We start from the raw sequence: 15,297 nt of genomic DNA on the forward strand, positions 1-15,297 counted from the left end.
ACCGGAGAACCGAATGATTTTCGTCGGCGCACGCTTAGGCCCACGCAGTGACACCGCTCCTCCCCGCGTGGTTCGGGACCGGCCACGAACGCCGCGCGAAGCTGTTCGCGTGTCTCGCGGTCGTCTGCCTCGCGATCGCGACCGTCGGCGTGCTGGCCGCTCCGTCCCATCCGCGTCTCGCCACCGACCACGAACGCCCCGAGAACAACACGCTCATCGCTCTCCAGGGGTACCAGGACGACGGGCGGGCGATCGAAGTCGCGCCCGACGGCGAGATCGTCTGGGAGTACGACGGGACCGACGACGTGTTCGACCTCGAAGAGCTCGGCCCCGGCCGGGTCCAGATCTCGACCGCCGACGAGATTCCCGACGCTCGGTGTCCCGAGCGGTACCGAAACGACGGGCACGCCAACTGCGTGCGCAACAGCCTCAAGATCGTCGAGCAATCGACCAACGAGACTCGCTGGGAGTACGCGTGGTACGACGTCGAACTCCACGAGCACGAGCTCCACGACGCCGACCACTACACGACCGAGGACGGCGAGGACCGCTGGGTGATGGTCGACATGGGCAACGACCGCGTGTTCGCGGTCGATCGGGACAAGGAGATCGTCTGGGAGTGGAACGCCACCGACGACTACGAGATGCCCGACGGGATGGGCCCGGAGGCCGACTGGACCCACGTCAACGACGTCGATCGGATCGAGCCCGGCGTGTTCCAGATCAGCCTCCGGAACTTCGACACCGTGGCCGAGCTCCGCGTCGCCGACGACGGCTCGGTGAGCCTCCGGCCGGTCGTCGGGCCGAACAGCTTCGAGGGCGGCGAGGGGCCGCTGTACGAGCAACACAACCCCGACAGGCTGGCAGACGACCACCTGCTGATCGCCGACAGCGAGCAGGACCGCATCGTCGAGTTGAACGCCGACGGCGAGATCGTCTGGACGTTCGGCGGGAGCGGCACCCTCCAGTGGCCCCGGGACGCCGACCGGCTGTCGAACGGCCACACGCTGATCACCGACTCGTACAACGAGCGCGTCCTCGAGATCGACGAGAACGGCGACGTGGTCTGGGAGGTGACGACCGGCACGCTCCCCTACGAGGCCGACCGACTGCCGGGCGAGGGGAGCGCCGACCGCCCGACCGCCGACGAGGCCGGACTCGCCGACGCGGGCGACCCCGGGAACGTCGTCGAGAAGTATCTGGGGTACGCGACCGCTATCTCGAAGTACGTGTTGCCAAACGGCGTGGGCGAGCAGTTCGTCCCGTTACTCGGGGGCGCGCTCGCACTGCTCGGCGCGGCGATAGAAGGCGTCAGGTGGCGGTCGAACGGGCGGCTCCGGGCGTGGCTCGCTCAGAGAACCGATCGCTGACAGGAGCCACAGAGGTTCTCCTCTTTCACGTCGACCTCCCGGACGGTCGGCGAGAAGTTCATCACGCACCGCTTGTTGTCGCAGTGTTCGAGCCCCATGGTGTGGCCGATCTCGTGGACGACCTCCTTGCGGACCCTGTCCGAGAAGATCTCGCTTGCGCTCCGGTTCGAGAACCCGCCGTCGCTCGACGTCTGGAGCCGGTAGGTCGAGATGACGCTCCCCTTGCCGTCGAGGTACGCCAGCCCGAACACGTAGTTTCGCCGGCGGTAGAAGAGGTCCTTGGGCGTGATGGCGATGTTCTTGTCGGCCGATCCGATCCGGCCCGCGAGCTCGATGAACTCCTCGGCGCGGTACTGGTCGCGTTTCTCGTCGTGTGCCCCGGTGGGCACAGACTGGGAGTCGTGAATCGTGACCTCACAGTCGTAGACCGACCGGAGGCCTGCCGAGGCCTGTCGTTTGACCTGCGCGGAAACGTCCCCGACCGGGACGACGTCGACGAGCATGGGAAACACTATGCGCGAGCAACTCATAAACTTCCCGCCGTGGAACCGCACACCCGCGACGCCATCGCCGCCCGCCTCTCGGAGTTCGAGGCGGTCGTCGAGGTGGGGATCGGCCGTCGGACCGACGTCGCCCGGGCGCTGGCGACCGCGGGCGTCTCGGTCACCGCGACCGACGTGCGCGCTCGCGAGGTTCCCGACGGCGTCCGGTTCGTCGAGGACGACGTCTGGAACCCCGAGCCGGCGGTCTACCGGGACGCCGAGGCGGTGTACGCGCTGAACCTCCCGCCGGAGCTCCACCGGCCGACCCTCGACGCCGCCGAGCGCGCCGACGCCGCGTTCCTCTTCACCACGCTCGGCGGCGACCAGCCCGCGGTGCGGGTCGCCCGCGAGACGCTACCGGGCGAGACGCTGTACGTCGCCCGAGAGTAGCGACTCGTGGGCGAGGTTCGTTCGACGCGATCCCGTCGACGCTCGCGGGCGCGGACGTCTCGGTCGCGAGGCGCCCCGTCGGCGGACTCACGACCGCGAGAGAAGCTTCGAGAGGTGCTCGGTCGAGAAGAAGGAGGTCGGCTTGTCCATGTGGACCCCGATCTCGCCGGAGAACGCCGACAGCCCGACTCGCTGGACGGGCTCGGGAAGCGAGTACGCCCTGCGTATCCAGTGGCCGAGCCGGATCTCGGTGGCGAGGTCCTCGCGCCACGCCGACTCGTAGTCCGCGAGCGTCGACGGCCGCTCGGGGTCGATCTCGCGGGCGGCGTGGTCGGCGGCGGTCATCCCGTAGAGGATGCCGCCGCCGGTGAACGGCTTGGTCTGGGCCGCGGCGTCGCCGATCAGCAACCCCCGGCGACTCGTCACCGTCTCGGCCGGCCCGACCGGGATCATCCCGGCGCAAAAGTCCCCGGTCTCGGTCCCGTACTCGTCGGTGAACGACTCGAACAGCTCTCTGGCGGGCGGCTCGGAGCCGGGCGGGGCCGCGAGGCCGTACTCGACGCCCGCCTCGCCCCGCGGGATGCGCCACGCGAAAAAGCGCGGCGCGGTGAGGTGGACGTCGACGAAGTCGCCGGGGTCCTCGTCGGTCGAGAACCCGAGCACCCCCTGAAGCTTCTCGCCGGGTTCGGGCAGTCCGAGTTCGCGCCGAACCCGCGAGACCGGGCCGTCACAGCCCGCGACCATCCGGGCCTCGAACGTCTCGGTGCCGTCGGGGCCGGTCGCGGTCACCGCGACGCGGTCCGGGCGCTCCTCGACCGTCGAGACGCTGTGGTGTTCCCGGAGGTCGACGCCCGCCTCGCGGGCGGCGTCGGCGAGGCGCCGGTCGAGGCCGACCCGGTCGATGACGTTCGAGATCACCTCGCGCTTGTAGAAGGGGTAGTCGTCGCTGGCCGGCCCGCCGACGTGGAACCGCGCGCCGAACACCTCGTTCTGGAGGAGTTCCTCGCGGGCACCCTCGGGCGTGAACTCCCAGATGTCGGTGCTGACGTGGCCCGAGCACGCGAGGGGCTCGCCGACCGAGCCGCGTTCGAGCGCCAGCACGTCGTACCCGCGTTCGGCCGCGCGCCGCGAGAACCGCGAGCCGGCGGGACCGGCGCCGACGACGACGAAATCGTACATCGGCTTCGGATACGGCGTTGGCGCTCAAGTATCCTACCCTTCGGCGTTCGGGGGCTTTTCCTTGCGGGAGAGCTGTCTGCGTCGCACGTAGTGGGCCAGCGCCGAGACGGCGAACGCCGCCACGATGAGGACGCCCCAGATCTCGTCGGGGATCGCCTCGAACGGCGCCACCCCAAGCAGATCGCCGATCACCAGCACGGCGCTGACCGCGGCCAGTCCGAGGTAGTATCTGATCCACGGGAACTCGTCCTGCGGTCGGAGATACCCCTCGAGCTGGGCCGCGTTGCCCGACAGCTCGACCACGCCGCGGTTCTGGTTGTACTCGACGATACCGGCGTCCGCCAGCTTCGGGAGATGAGTCTGATAGAGGGAGGTGTACACCGACTTGCGCTCGTTGGCCGACAGCCCCTCGACGGTGGTGTCGTTCTCCCAGGCCGCGACCTGCTCGGCGAGCTCCGACAGCTCCACCGGACGCTCCTGTTGCTTGAGGTAATGGAGCGTGTATCGCCGCCGTCGGTTCTTGAGCACGTCGAAGATCAGGTCTTCCGACAGCGCCTCTCGTTCCGGTGAGTTGTCAGCCGAGCTCATGCTCCCGAAGTCGCTCAATCGCTTGTTGCCCCGGTGCCACCGCCACCCATCGTAACACGGTAGACGAGATTCGCCCGGACCGCACTTTGTTATCCAGTACTTAGCCCCGAGTAACTGTCAGGTAGTACCCAGACGTTCGAAGTAACGGAGAAATTCCCGTATTTAATCCGGCAATACGGGAAAATATCGGACAAAACGCGTCGATCGTTAGTCGTCGGTCGCCGGAGCGACCGCCCTGTCGGCCCGCGGCCCGTCGAGGTCGACGTCGGGCAGGAGGTCTCGGAGGTATCGGCCGGTGTACGAGTCGTCGGTGCGTGCGACCTCCTCGGGGGTTCCGGTGGCGACGATCTCGCCGCCGTTCTCCCCGCCTTCGGGGCCGAGGTCGACGACGTGGTCGGCGTTTTTCACCAGATCGAGTTCGTGTTCGATGACCGCCACGGTGTTGCCGTGGTCGGTCAGCCGCTGGAGCACCTCGATGAGCTTTCGCTCGTCGGCCTTGTGGAGGCCGGTCGTGGGTTCGTCGAGCAGGTAGAGGGTGTCGCCGGTGTCTTTCTTGCCGAGTTCCTCGGCGAGTTTCACGCGCTGGGCCTCCCCGCCCGAGAGGGTGGTGGAGGGCTGGCCGAGGTTCATGTAGTCGAGCCCGACGTCTTTCAGGAGCTTCAGCCGGCGGCCGATCCGCTGGTCGTGCTCGAAGAAGTCGTACGCCTCCGCGACCGACATCTCGAGCACGTCGGCGATGGTCGCGCCCTTGTAGGTGACGTCGAGGGTCTCGTCGTTGTACCGGGCGCCGTCGCACTCCTCGCAGGGGACGTACACGTCCGAGAGGAAGTTCATCTCGATCTTGACCGTCCCCTGCCCGCCACACTCCTCACAGCGTCCGCCCTTCACGTTGAACGAGAACCGCCCCTTCTCGTAGCCGCGCTGTTTTGCGAGTTTGGTCTCGGCGAACAGCTCGCGGATGTAGTCGAAGACCCCGGTGTAGGTCGCCGGGTTCGATCGCGGGGTCCGACCGATCGGCGACTGGTCGATAAGCCTGACCTTCTCGACGTGCTCGATCCCCTCGATGGCGTCGTGGTCGCCGGGGTCGACGCTCGTGTTGTCGTTCATCTCGCGGGCCAGTCCCTTGTACAGGATATCGTGCATTAGGGTCGACTTACCCGATCCCGAGACGCCCGTGATCGCGGTGAACTGCCCGACCGGGATGTCGACGTCTAAGTCCGCGAGGTTGTGCTGGCGCGCCCCCGCGACGGTCAGTCGCTCGTCGGTGTCCCGGCGCTCGTCGGGGACCGGGATCTCCTTGCGACCGGCGAGGTAGTCACCGGTGACCGACTCCTCGCAGGCCTCGATCTCCTCGGTCGGACCCTGAGCGACCACCTCGCCCCCGCGCTTGCCGGGGCCGGGTCCCATGTCGATGACGTTGTCCGCGCGGCGCATCGTCTCCTCGTCGTGCTCGACGACGAGCAACGTGTTGCCCAGATCCCGGAGCTCTTCGAGGGTGTCGAGCAGTCGGTCGTTGTCCCGCTGGTGGAGCCCGATCGACGGCTCGTCGAGGACGTAGAGGACGCCCACCAGCCCGGAGCCGATCTGGGTCGCGAGCCGGATGCGCTGGCTCTCGCCGCCCGACAGCGTCGAGGCCTCCCGGTCGAGCGTGAGGTAGTCCAGCCCGACCTCCTCCATGAACCCGAGCCGAGCCCGGATCTCCTTGAGGATCTCGGCCGCGATCTTGGTCTCCCGGTCGTCCAGCGACGCTTCGAGCCCCTCGAAGTGGTCGAGGGCGTCGCCGATCGACAGCTCGTTGACCTCCGAGATCGAGGTGCCGTCGACGAGCACCGACCGGCTCTGGTCGTTGAGGCGGGTCCCCTCGCAGGCGGGGCAAGTCGTGACCGCCATGTACTCCTCTATGTGCTCGCGGGTGCTGTCGGAGTCGGTCTCGACGTGGCGCCGTTCCAGATTCGGGATGACCCCCTCGAACGGCTCGTCTTTCTCCCGGACGCCGTTCTTTGTCGTCCACTCGAAGTGGACCGACTCGTCGGTGCCCCAGACGAACGCCTCCCGGACGTCCTCGGGCAGTTGCTCGAACGGCGTCTCGACGCTCACGCCGAAGTGGTCGGCGACGTTGTCGAGCTGGCGCCGATAGTAGGTGCGGTTGTAGCTCCACGGCTCGAAGACGTTCTTGAGCGGCTTCGAGGGGTCTTGGACCACGAGGTCCTCGTCGACCTCCTTGGTCTCGCCGATGCCTTCACACTCCGGGCAGGCGCCGTGGGGGCTGTTGAACGAGAAGCTCCGGGTCTCGATCTCCCGGAAGTCGATGCCACAGTGGGTGCAGGCCAGATCCTCCGAGAGTTCGACGACGAGGCGGTCGTCGGCCTCGCCGCCGGCGTCGGCCTCGGGCGAGTCGCCCTGCGTCTCGCCCGCGAGGTCGCCGGTCGAGCGCGCCGCGGCTCCGCCGATGGCGTCGGCCGCGCCCGCCGGCGGGTCCGGCAGGATGACCTTCAGCGAGCCGTCTGCCTCCTCGAGGGCGGTCTCGACGCTGTCGGTGATCCGGCTCCGATCCTCGGCCGAGACCTTCACGCGGTCGACCACGACGTCGACGTCGTGGTCGTAGTTCTTGTCGAGGTCGGGCGTCTCGACGGTGAGGTCGAACTCCTCGCCGTCGACCTCGACCCGGCCGTACCCCTCCGAGACCAGTTCGTCGAACAGGTCCTCGAAGGCGCCCTTCTGGTCGCGGACCACGGGCGCCGCGATCTTCGCCCGCGTCCCGTCGGGCAGATCGAGCACGCGCCGGACCATGTTCTGGGCGCTCTGCTCGCCGACCTCTCGACCGCACTCCGGGCAGTGAGGCGTCCCGATCCGGGCGTACAGCAACCGGAGGTAGTCGTGGAGTTCGGTCACGGTCCCGACCGTCGATCGGGGGTTGTTGGCCGCGTTCTTCTGGTCGATGGAGATCGCCGGCGAGAGCCCTTCGACGTTCTCGACCTGCGGTTTGTCCATCTGTCCGAGGAAGTTACGGGCGTACGCCGACAGGCTCTCGATGTAGCGTCGCTGGCCCTCGGCGTACACCGTCTCGAACGCGAGCGAGGACTTCCCCGACCCCGACAGCCCCGTGACGACGTTGAACTTCTCGCGCGGAATGGAGATGTCGAGGTCCTTGAGGTTGTGCTCCTCGGCCCCCCGAACGTCGATGTAGTCCTTGCTCATCTGGCTCCGGATAGGGACTTGGGGCGTGAAACGCTGTCGGTTCCGGACGGTATCACGGTGAAAGTGGTCGGCGTTTCGAGGGCGCGTTCGGCGCTCCGATAGCCGTGACATTTATTAGCACACGGCACGAACTCGGCTCCGAGGAGGCGACGCGGACGGAACGATTTGCTACCCAGAGGCGTATCACGGCGTCGCCTCCTCCGGCCCGAACCACGGCCGACATCCCGAAAGACGGGGTTGAGCCAGCCAACCACAGACGCCAGCGGGACGGGCCCATCCCGCCTTTTCACGCTTTCGACGAGTGCCGAACGGCCTCGCCACCGGGGTCCGCGCTGGGCCGCCGCCGCGGGCGACCATCGGGCTTTTCTCGGCAGTTCGCGTACAGGTCCGCATGGATGCAGAACGGGCGTTCGTCGCCGCCCTCGTCGCTATTTCGATCTACCTCTCGTGGCTGGTGGTCCGACCGTTCTTCACGTTCGTCGCGCTCGCGGTGTTTCTGGCCTATACCCTCTGGCCGCTCCAGCGACGGCTCGCGCCCCGATTCGAGGAGCGGTTGGGACCGCGTCTGGCACCCCGGGCGGCGGCGCTCGCGCTCATGCTCGGGGCCACCGTGCTGTTCGTGCTCCCCTTTCTGTTGCTGGTTCGGGTCGTCGTCCGGCAGGCGGTCGCGGTCGTCGAGGGCGTCCAGTCGGGCGCGATCGACGTCGCGTTCGTCCGGGAGTTCATCGACAGCGACCTCGGACAGGAGCTCGTCTCGATGGCGCAGTCCGGGCTCGGACGGGTGTTACAGGAGACGCCGGGCGTCGTCGGCGGGGCGTCGAACGCGCTAGTCGGCGTCACGGTGCTCGGGTTCGTCCTCTACTACCTGCTCGTCGACGGCGCCGACGCGGTCGCGTGGGTCCGAGAGGTCGTGCCGCTCGGCCCGGACGTTCGCGAGGAACTGTTCGCGGAACTCGACCGGCTCACGTACGCGGTGCTCATCACTCAGGGGGTCATCGCGGTCGTGCAGGCGGTGTTAACCGGGATCGCGCTCGCGGTGCTTGGGTTCTCGAACGTCCTGTTCTGGACGGTGTTGGCGGTGGTGCTCGGGCTGTTGCCGTTCGTCGGCTCGATGTTCATCTGGATCCCGGCCGGGGCGTTCCTGCTCGCGACCGGCGACCTCGTGGGCGGGGCGGCGCTGTTGGTCTACGGGTTCGGCGTCGTGAACCTCACCGACAACTACCTCCGGCCGGTCGTCGGCGGCCGGAGCGCGAACCTCAATCCCAGCATCCTCGTGGTCGGGATCTTCGGGGGCCTCGCGGTGTTTGGCTTCGCGGGCATCTTCGTCGGTCCCATCGTGCTCGGGTTCGCGAAGTCGCTGGTCGCGGTGGCGGCCCGCGAGTACGCCTAGTACTCCGGGACCCGGGCCGACCGATCGCTCCCGTCGACGAACGGCAGGCGCTCGACCGACGCCAGCGACTCCTCGCCGTCGACCCGGACGGTCAGGACCGGCGCGTCGTCGCCGCCGACCGCGAACTCGACCACCGCGAACGCCAGCGGTTCGCCCCGGGAGGGGCTCTCGATCGCGCGGGTGACCTCGCCGACCGCCTCGTCGCCGTCGAACACCGCCGCGCCCGGCTCGGGCCGGTCGTTCGTCCGGAGGCCGACCAGCCGCCGGCTCGGCTGGCCGCGGTTCTCGACCCGGGAGACGACCTCCTGACCGACGAAACAGCCCTTCTCGAAGTCGACCGCGTTCCGGAGCCCGAGGACGTTCGGAATCCGGCCCGCGAGTTCGGACTCGAACAGCGGCGTGCCGGCCTCGAGGGTGAGCGACTCCCACGTCCGGCGGCCGAACGGGGTCGCGTTCAGCCCGCGGGTGAGCAGGGTCTCGTAGACGACCTCGGCGTTCGGGCGCTCGACGCCGGTCTCGGTCTCGACGGTGCCGGTCGTACAGACCACCTCGTAGCCCTCCTCGCCGGTCGGGGCGTCGGTCCGGATCACCGTCACGCCCACGTCCGCCATCCGCCCGCGGACGAACGAGAGGTGGCCCTCGGGCGTCCCGGAGCCGTTGAGCACGCTCGCGATCTTCTCGGTGGCCTGCGGGCCGTGGACGCCGAACACGCCGAAGCCGTCGGTCGCGGTCTCGATCTCGACATCCTGTATGAACACCTTCTCGCGCCACTCCTCGGCCAGCCCCCCGGCCTCGCCCGGCGGCACGAACAGCAACAGCCGGTCGCCGGCGTTGTAGACGTACATGTCAAACTCGACGCCGCCCTGCGGGTCGAGCAACAGCGCGTAGGCGCCCTCGCCGTCGGCGGTCGGCACGCGGTTCGAGACCACGTTGTCGACGTACTCGACCCGATCCTCGCCGGTGACGACCACCACGCCGTAGGGCATCTCGGTGACCCCGACCACGTTTCGGACCGCTCGGTGGGCCCGATCGGCCCGGCCGTAGTGGGCCGGGATCGATCGCCCCCCGACCTCGGTGAACTCGGCGCCGAGGTCCGACTGCTGGTCCTCGATGACTGTCATGGGCATCGATTGGGCGGGCACCGGGATTAAACGGTCGGGTTCGGAAGCGCACCGGAGAGCCGACTCCCACCGGCGGGCCGGCGGGGCGGCGGCCCGCCCGGCGGCCGCGGTTCAGCGCTCGGCGGTCGCGCGGATCAGGTCGGCCAGTCGGTCGTAGAAGCCGGGGTCGTACTTGGTCTCGGCGTCGACGGTCGGGCGGGCGTTGGTCTCGTTGACGACCGCGCGGTCGCCCGAGACGAGGATGTCGACCCCGAGGAAGTCGACGTCAAGCGCGTCGGCGGCCGCCTCGGCGAGCGACCGGAGCTCCGCCGAGAGGTCGACGCCGGTCGCCGCCGCGCCGCGGTGGACGTTGTGCTTCCAGCGGTCTGCGCCCGCCGCGTCGGGCAGGCGGCGCTCGACCCCGCCGACGCACTCGCCGTCGACCACCATCGCCCTGACGTCGGTGGCGTCGGGGAGGTACTCCTGGACCAGAAACGACTTGTCGCCGGTCGCCCGGTAGTCGTGGACCAGATCGAGGTAGTCGGTCACGCCCAGAAAGGAGTCGGCGTCGCCGATCTTCGCCACGCCGACGCCCCTAGTCGTGGAGTTGGGCTTGATCACGACCGGCGGGTCGAAGCGGTCGAACGCCGCCAGCAGGTCCGACTCGTCGGCAGGGTTCGAGACGACCACGCTCTCTGGGACCGCCACGCCCGCCCGTTCGAGCGCCGCGATCGCGCCGGCCTTGTTCCGGGAGGTGAGCACCGCCTCGCGGTCGTTGACCCACGGGACCGCGAGCATGGCGTCGAGGACGCCGCCCTCCATCGTCCGCGAGGGGTAGACGAACCCCGCGTCGAACGACTCGGGATCCCACGGCGGGTCCCCGAGCGGGATCGTCCGGCCCTCGCTGGGGACGTGGTGGATCCGGATCCCGCGCTCTGCGAGGGGTTCGCGGATCCGCTCGAACGTCTCCTCTCGGTACGCGACCGCCAGATCCAGCATACGAGAGTGGTGGGAGCCTCGGGTGAAAAGGTTTGATCGACCGGTCGCGGCGGCCCGGCGTTCGGGCCGCGTCGCGCGAGCGGTCGGGATCGGGTTACGCGACGAGCAGTTCCTCGCCCTTCTCGACCTTCACGCGGCAGGGCGGGGAGATCTTGTTGTACGCGCGCCGCATCGCGTCCTTGACGACGTCGGCGTCCTCGGGCTGACACCACGCGGTGAAGATGCGCTCGCCGGCGCCCATCCGGGCGGCCGTACCAACGATCTTCCCGAACGACTGGCGCATCCCGTCGGAGACGCGGTCCGCGCCCGCGCCGGTCGCCTGCTTGTTCTCTCGGATGACCTGGTGGGGGAACTTCCGGAGGATCATCTTGTAGTTCTCTTGGCCCAGCTCTTTCAGCAGGTGGCGGTTGGCCGACAGCCGGGAGGCCTCCATCGAGCCGTGGCGGAGCTGGACCTCCTCCTCGGTGATGAGGCTGATCTGGACGGGGTAGTCCTCGGGGTCGGTGTCGACGTTGCCCATCTTGTGCTGTGCGATCTTCGACCCGGGGATGCCGGTGATGTACTCGCGGCGAGTGTACGACGGCTTGTCGATCTTCCGGTACATCGAGGCGGGTTTGTCCGACATGGTTATTACTGGATTCTGAAGGTCACTGCGGGGATAAACCCTTCGAAGGCACGTCGGACGCTCGGGCCACCAGCCGGGCGAACGCCGCCCGCCGGCGCCGTTCAGCGCCGGACCGCCACGAGCGCCAGCGCCGCGAGCAGTCCGCCCTCCACCAGCCCCGCGGCGTGGGCGAACACGTTGGTGAACGAGCCGTCGGCGGTCGGTCGCGCCGGAAAGAGGCCGTAGACGAGCCACACCAACAGCGCGACCACCAGCCCGACGTAGACGAGGTCGAGCCCGACCTGCCGGAAGTGGTCGTCGCCGAACCGCCGGCCGTGCCCGCGCGAGAGGATGCCCGACACCGCCGACGCGAGCCCGACCGCCACCGCGCCGCCCTCGAAGGGACTCACGCGGTCGGCGTAGATCCACAGCAGTTCGGCCACCAGCAACACGACCGTGAACTGGCCGACGAAGAAGGCGGTCGCCCGCGAGTAGTTGGCCCGGAGCTGGACCCCGAGCGCGACCAGCAAGAACCCCCCGAACCCCGCGACCACGCCCGAGAACCCCCGGGAGATCGGCGTCGAGCCCGGATAGCGGGCCTCGAGGGCGACGTAGCTCGTGAGGTTGACCGCCACCGGGAGCGCGACCAGCAAGACCGGGAACGTCCGGCGGAACCACGCCCGACGACCTGCGGTGAGACACGCCAGATACGTCACGACCGAAAGCGAGACGAACCCCCCGAGGTTGTTGAGCAGGTGGGCGTCGCCGGCGTGGACGTACGCCGACGTGAGCAGGGTCTCGGGCGCGAACGCGCCGTGGTCGAACGCGAGTCGGTCGTGGACCGCCTCGGGAGCGAGGACGTGGACGCCGACGAGCGCGAGCGCGACCGCCGCCACTCCCGCGAGGTCGAGGGCGATCGCCGACCGCGGGTACGCGAAGGCGCCGCCCGGATCCGAGCCGTCGACCATCGGCGTTGCTTCGACGCGACGGGCAAAAAGCGCTCGCCCGGTAGCGGCAGGTCCCGCTCCGCCCCGAACGACTAATGAGCCGGCGACCGCAGGACGCGTATGGTCGAAGACACGTTCGACATCGGCGGCGATCTCACCGTGAACCGGCTCGGCTTCGGCGCGATGCGGCTGACCGGCGACGACATCATCGGTCGGCCCGACGACGAAGCCGAGGCCCGGGCGGTGCTGGAGCGGGCGGTCGAGTTCGGCGTCGACTTCGTCGACACCGCCGACTCGTACGGCCCCGGGGTCAGCGAGCGCATCATCGGCGAGACGCTCTCGCCCGACGACGCGGTGGTGGCGACCAAGGCCGGACTGCTCCGGAACCGGGACGGCGAGTGGCTCCCTCACGGCGGGCCGGACTTCGTCCGGAATCAGGTGCTGTGTAGCCTCGATCGGCTCGGCGTCGACACCATCGACCTCTACCAGCTCCACACGCCCGACGTCGACGGGCCGTTCGAGGACGTGGTCCAGACGTTCGCCGAGCTCAAAGACGACGGGCTGGTCGAGCACGTCGGGCTGAGCAACGTCGACGTCGAGCAACTGGACCGCGCCCGCGACGTGGTGGACGTCGCGACCGTCCAAAACGAGTACAACGTCGGCAACCGCGAACACGAGGACGTGCTCGAAGCCTGCGAGGAGGCCGACATCGGCTTCATCCCGTACTTCCCTATCGGCGGGGGCGACCTCGGCGAGAAGGCCGACGTGCTGGAGGACGTGGCCGGCGACCGCGAGGCGACCGCTCGGCAGGTCGCGCTGTCGTGGCTCCTCCACCATTCGGACGTGACGATCCCGATCCCGGGGACGTCGAGCGTCGAGCACCTCGAAGAGAACGTCGGGGCCGCCGACGTCGAACTCTCCGAGGACGAACTCGCACGGCTCAGCGAGTAGAGAGCGACTTTTCCGACCTATCACGACACGCCCTCCCTCGAACCGACGGCGCCGGGGCTGTCGGGGTAGCGTCGAAAGAAAAACCGTCTGATCGTCTCGCGCAGTCAGTAAAAACCGACTTAGAGGCGCTCGACGTTGGTCGCGCGCGGACCCTTGTCCGCCTGTTCGATGTCGAACTCGATCTCAGTTCCCTCTTCGAGGTCCGGGCCGCCAACGTCTTCCATGTGGAAGAAAACGTCCTCGTCCGCATCCTCAGTGTCGATGAAACCGTAGCCGCCAGTGTCGTTAAAGAAGTCGACCGTACCTGTTGCCATTGCTTCTAAAGAGAGACGCGGGGGACTGATAAGGGTTCCGAGAGACGCGCTACCACGAGCCGCGACGACGATGGGCGAGGAGCGACCGCGGGTCCCGGCTCGTACTGGCGGCTGTAGCTACTTTACTCTCCAGTCGCCGGAGAGTCGTTATGGATTGACACACTGGCGTCTCCGAACGAGCTTTTCGCGTAAGTACAGCCGCCAGTATCAGTCGTCCGCGACGGGCGCGTCGGGCCGGAAGTCCCGGCTGATCGCCTTCCACTTGCCGGTCGAGAAGCGGTAGTAGTTGATCGCGGCCGGCACGATCGTCTCCCCGAGAAACGAGAGGTAGAGCCCCGCGATCCCCAGCGACGTGGTCGCGCCCAAATACGCGATCGGGATGGCACAGCCGAACATCCCGACGAGTTGGCTGTAGAAGGGCCAGCGGGTGTCGCCGCTGGCGTCGAGCGGGCCGGCGGCCGCGCCCTTGACCCCTTGGGCCAGCACCGCGAGGCAGGCGGCGTAGACGAGCCCGACCGCGACCGGGATCGAGGGGTCGGTCGCGTCGCCCACGAACAGCCCGACGATCGGTTCGGCGAACGCCGCGACCAGCACCGCGGCGACCGCGTAGGTCGCGACCGCGAACGCGATCACGTCCCGGGCGTACGACTCGGCCCCGAGCTCGTCGCCCTCCCCGAGCGCCTGTCCGACGAGACTGCTCGACGCCAGCCCGAAGCCCCAGCCGGGCGTGTTCATCAGCCCCCAGATGCGCCGGGCGATGACGTAGGCCGCGACCACGCTCGGGCCGAACAGCCCGACGATGGCGAGCATCGGGAACTTCGCGACCGTCCAGACGAGGTTGCGACCCACGACCGGCAGGCCGATGGTGACCAGATCGCGCATCGTCTCGACGTGGACGTACGAGCCGAACGGGTCGACCCGCACCGGGAGCTCGCCCGCGCCGGGGAGTCGACCCGCGATCAGGCCGGCGGCGAACGCGGCGGTCACGACCACGTTCGCGAGCACGGTCCCGAGCGCCGCGCCAGTGACGCCCATCTCCAGCCCGAAGATGAACGCGGCGTTCAGCGCGATGTTGGCGACGGCGCCGCCGGCCCGGACCAGCATCGGGGTCCAGGCGTCGTCGGCGCCGATGTAGATCCGACTCCCGATGAGGTTGAGCCCCGCGAACGGGACGCCGACCGCGAGCGTCCGGAGGTAGGCGGCGCCGAGTTCGATGGCTCGCGCATCGTCGGTCATCACCGAGATGAGTTCGGCCGGGAACAGCCAGAACGCCGCGGTCACCGGCACCGTGACCGCGACCACCAGCGCCGCGCTCGCCCGGACCGCGACCCCGAGCTCGTCGAACGCCTCGGCGCCGTAGCGCTGGGAGACCAGCGCGATGGTGCCGCCCGCGAGCCCGCCGCCCAGCGAGAACGCGATACCCCAGTACGGCGACGCGAACCCGACGCCCGCGATGGCGACCGGGCCGACCGCGACCCCGACCATCGCCACGTCGACGGCGTTTTTCGACATCCGCGCGAGGCCGGTCACGATCCGGGGCCACGCGAGGTCGGTCGTGTGCCGGACGTGCTCGGGGTCTACCACGCCCGCGCGAGCGAGCGCGAGCCCGATGTAGAGGATGAGCAGCCGGACGGGGTTCGGAAAGCGGACCACGACCAAACAGTGTTTCGAATCGAAGGTAAACGTTTTCTTTCCGTGAGGAGTCTTCGGCGTCTCGCCGCGATT

14 protein-coding genes are annotated in these 15,297 nt (G+C 68.7%); 4 read left to right on the plus strand and 10 right to left on the minus strand.

The genetic code is table 11. From position 1 onward, the window contains the following. Positions 1 to 47 precede the first annotated feature (47 nt). Positions 48 to 1,370 (plus strand): hypothetical protein, encoded by a 1,323-nt coding sequence (locus EPY72_RS05610; protein WP_135805813.1) that lies wholly within the window; start codon positions 48 to 50, stop codon positions 1,368 to 1,370. Here the strand turns inward: EPY72_RS05610 and EPY72_RS05615 are convergent. After that, positions 1,352 to 1,873 carry an archaemetzincin family Zn-dependent metalloprotease gene (locus EPY72_RS05615; protein WP_134669653.1) on the minus strand — a complete coding sequence of 174 codons (522 nt, stop codon included), beginning with the start codon at positions 1,871 to 1,873 and terminating at the stop codon, positions 1,352 to 1,354. The genes EPY72_RS05610 and EPY72_RS05615 overlap by 19 nt on opposite strands. Positions 1,874 to 1,912: 39 nt before the next feature. On the opposite strand from EPY72_RS05615, the gene EPY72_RS05620 reads away from it, so the two are divergent. Further along, on the plus strand, positions 1,913 to 2,302 hold the full coding sequence (locus EPY72_RS05620; protein ID WP_209019556.1) for a UPF0146 family protein: 390 nt from the start codon (positions 1,913 to 1,915) through the stop codon (positions 2,300 to 2,302). 87 nt (positions 2,303 to 2,389) lie between these two features. On the opposite strand, the gene EPY72_RS05625 is transcribed toward EPY72_RS05620, so the two are convergent. The 3 genes from EPY72_RS05625 to uvrA all read right to left on the minus strand — a co-directional run bounded on the left by EPY72_RS05625 (position 2,390) and on the right by uvrA (position 7,267). Next, on the minus strand, positions 2,390 to 3,481 hold the full coding sequence (locus EPY72_RS05625; RefSeq protein ID WP_134669655.1) for a geranylgeranyl reductase family protein: 1,092 nt from the start codon (positions 3,479 to 3,481) through the stop codon (positions 2,390 to 2,392). A 33-nt stretch (positions 3,482 to 3,514) separates the two neighbouring features. Further along, positions 3,515 to 4,069, minus strand: a complete 555-nt coding sequence (locus tag EPY72_RS05630) for a DUF7344 domain-containing protein (RefSeq protein ID WP_134669657.1) — start codon at positions 4,067 to 4,069, stop codon at positions 3,515 to 3,517. Between the two features lie 207 nt (positions 4,070 to 4,276). Next, positions 4,277 to 7,267 (minus strand): excinuclease ABC subunit UvrA, encoded by a 2,991-nt coding sequence (gene uvrA, locus EPY72_RS05635; protein ID WP_135805814.1) that lies wholly within the window; start codon positions 7,265 to 7,267, stop codon positions 4,277 to 4,279. A gap of 391 nt (positions 7,268 to 7,658) precedes the next feature. Here uvrA and EPY72_RS05640 point away from each other — a divergent pair, with 391 nt between their 5' ends. After that, entirely contained in the window at positions 7,659 to 8,657 is a 999-nt protein-coding gene (locus EPY72_RS05640; RefSeq protein WP_134669662.1) for an AI-2E family transporter, read from the plus strand. On the opposite strand, the gene ygfZ is transcribed toward EPY72_RS05640, so the two are convergent. The 4 genes from ygfZ to EPY72_RS05660 form a co-directional block, all read right to left on the minus strand. Further along, complete coding sequence (ygfZ, locus tag EPY72_RS05645) at positions 8,654 to 9,778, minus strand: CAF17-like 4Fe-4S cluster assembly/insertion protein YgfZ (protein WP_134669664.1); 1,125 nt, start codon at positions 9,776 to 9,778, stop codon at positions 8,654 to 8,656. The genes EPY72_RS05640 and ygfZ overlap by 4 nt on opposite strands. A gap of 111 nt (positions 9,779 to 9,889) precedes the next feature. Next, positions 9,890 to 10,756 (minus strand): ATP-grasp domain-containing protein, encoded by an 867-nt coding sequence (locus EPY72_RS05650; protein WP_135805815.1) that lies wholly within the window; start codon positions 10,754 to 10,756, stop codon positions 9,890 to 9,892. Between the two features lie 94 nt (positions 10,757 to 10,850). Then, positions 10,851 to 11,381 carry a 50S ribosomal protein L16 gene (locus EPY72_RS05655; protein WP_134669668.1) on the minus strand — a complete coding sequence of 177 codons (531 nt, stop codon included), beginning with the start codon at positions 11,379 to 11,381 and terminating at the stop codon, positions 10,851 to 10,853. 101 nt (positions 11,382 to 11,482) lie between these two features. Beyond that, positions 11,483 to 12,328, minus strand: coding sequence for a hypothetical protein (locus EPY72_RS05660; protein ID WP_135805816.1), 846 nt, complete (start codon positions 12,326 to 12,328; stop codon positions 11,483 to 11,485). Between the two features lie 99 nt (positions 12,329 to 12,427). On the opposite strand from EPY72_RS05660, the gene EPY72_RS05665 reads away from it, so the two are divergent. Then, complete coding sequence (locus tag EPY72_RS05665; protein ID WP_135805817.1) at positions 12,428 to 13,258, plus strand: aldo/keto reductase; 831 nt, start codon at positions 12,428 to 12,430, stop codon at positions 13,256 to 13,258. A gap of 119 nt (positions 13,259 to 13,377) precedes the next feature. Here EPY72_RS05665 and EPY72_RS05670 read toward each other — a convergent pair whose 3' ends face one another. Both EPY72_RS05670 and EPY72_RS05675 read right to left on the minus strand, forming a co-directional pair. After that, a complete protein-coding gene (locus tag EPY72_RS05670; RefSeq protein ID WP_134670972.1) occupies positions 13,378 to 13,572 on the minus strand; it encodes a cold-shock protein in 195 nt (64 codons plus the stop codon). Between the two features lie 207 nt (positions 13,573 to 13,779). Then, complete coding sequence (locus tag EPY72_RS05675) at positions 13,780 to 15,225, minus strand: MATE family efflux transporter (protein WP_135805818.1); 1,446 nt, start codon at positions 15,223 to 15,225, stop codon at positions 13,780 to 13,782. Positions 15,226 to 15,297 lie beyond the last annotated feature (72 nt).

The organism is Halorussus marinus (assembly GCF_004765795.1).
GTDB classification, from domain to species: Archaea; Halobacteriota; Halobacteria; order Halobacteriales; family Haladaptataceae; genus Halorussus; species Halorussus marinus.

Coding starts and splice junctions, on each gene's coding strand:
- EPY72_RS05630 (WP_134669657.1), bottom strand. CDS start 4,069: ATGAGCTCGGCTGACAACTCACCGGAACGAGAGGCGCTGTCGGAAGAC.
- EPY72_RS05655 (WP_134669668.1), bottom strand. CDS start 11,381: ATGTCGGACAAACCCGCCTCGATGTACCGGAAGATCGACAAGCCGTCG.
- EPY72_RS05660 (WP_135805816.1), bottom strand. CDS start 12,328: ATGGTCGACGGCTCGGATCCGGGCGGCGCCTTCGCGTACCCGCGGTCG.
- uvrA (WP_135805814.1), bottom strand. CDS start 7,267: ATGAGCAAGGACTACATCGACGTTCGGGGGGCCGAGGAGCACAACCTC.
- EPY72_RS05650 (WP_135805815.1), bottom strand. CDS start 10,756: ATGCTGGATCTGGCGGTCGCGTACCGAGAGGAGACGTTCGAGCGGATC.
- EPY72_RS05615 (WP_134669653.1), bottom strand. CDS start 1,873: ATGCTCGTCGACGTCGTCCCGGTCGGGGACGTTTCCGCGCAGGTCAAA.
- EPY72_RS05670 (WP_134670972.1), bottom strand. CDS start 13,572: ATGGCAACAGGTACGGTCGACTTCTTTAACGACACTGGCGGCTACGGT.
- ygfZ (WP_134669664.1), bottom strand. CDS start 9,778: ATGACAGTCATCGAGGACCAGCAGTCGGACCTCGGCGCCGAGTTCACC.
- EPY72_RS05640 (WP_134669662.1), top strand. CDS start 7,659: ATGGATGCAGAACGGGCGTTCGTCGCCGCCCTCGTCGCTATTTCGATC.
- EPY72_RS05625 (WP_134669655.1), bottom strand. CDS start 3,481: ATGTACGATTTCGTCGTCGTCGGCGCCGGTCCCGCCGGCTCGCGGTTC.
- EPY72_RS05665 (WP_135805817.1), top strand. CDS start 12,428: ATGGTCGAAGACACGTTCGACATCGGCGGCGATCTCACCGTGAACCGG.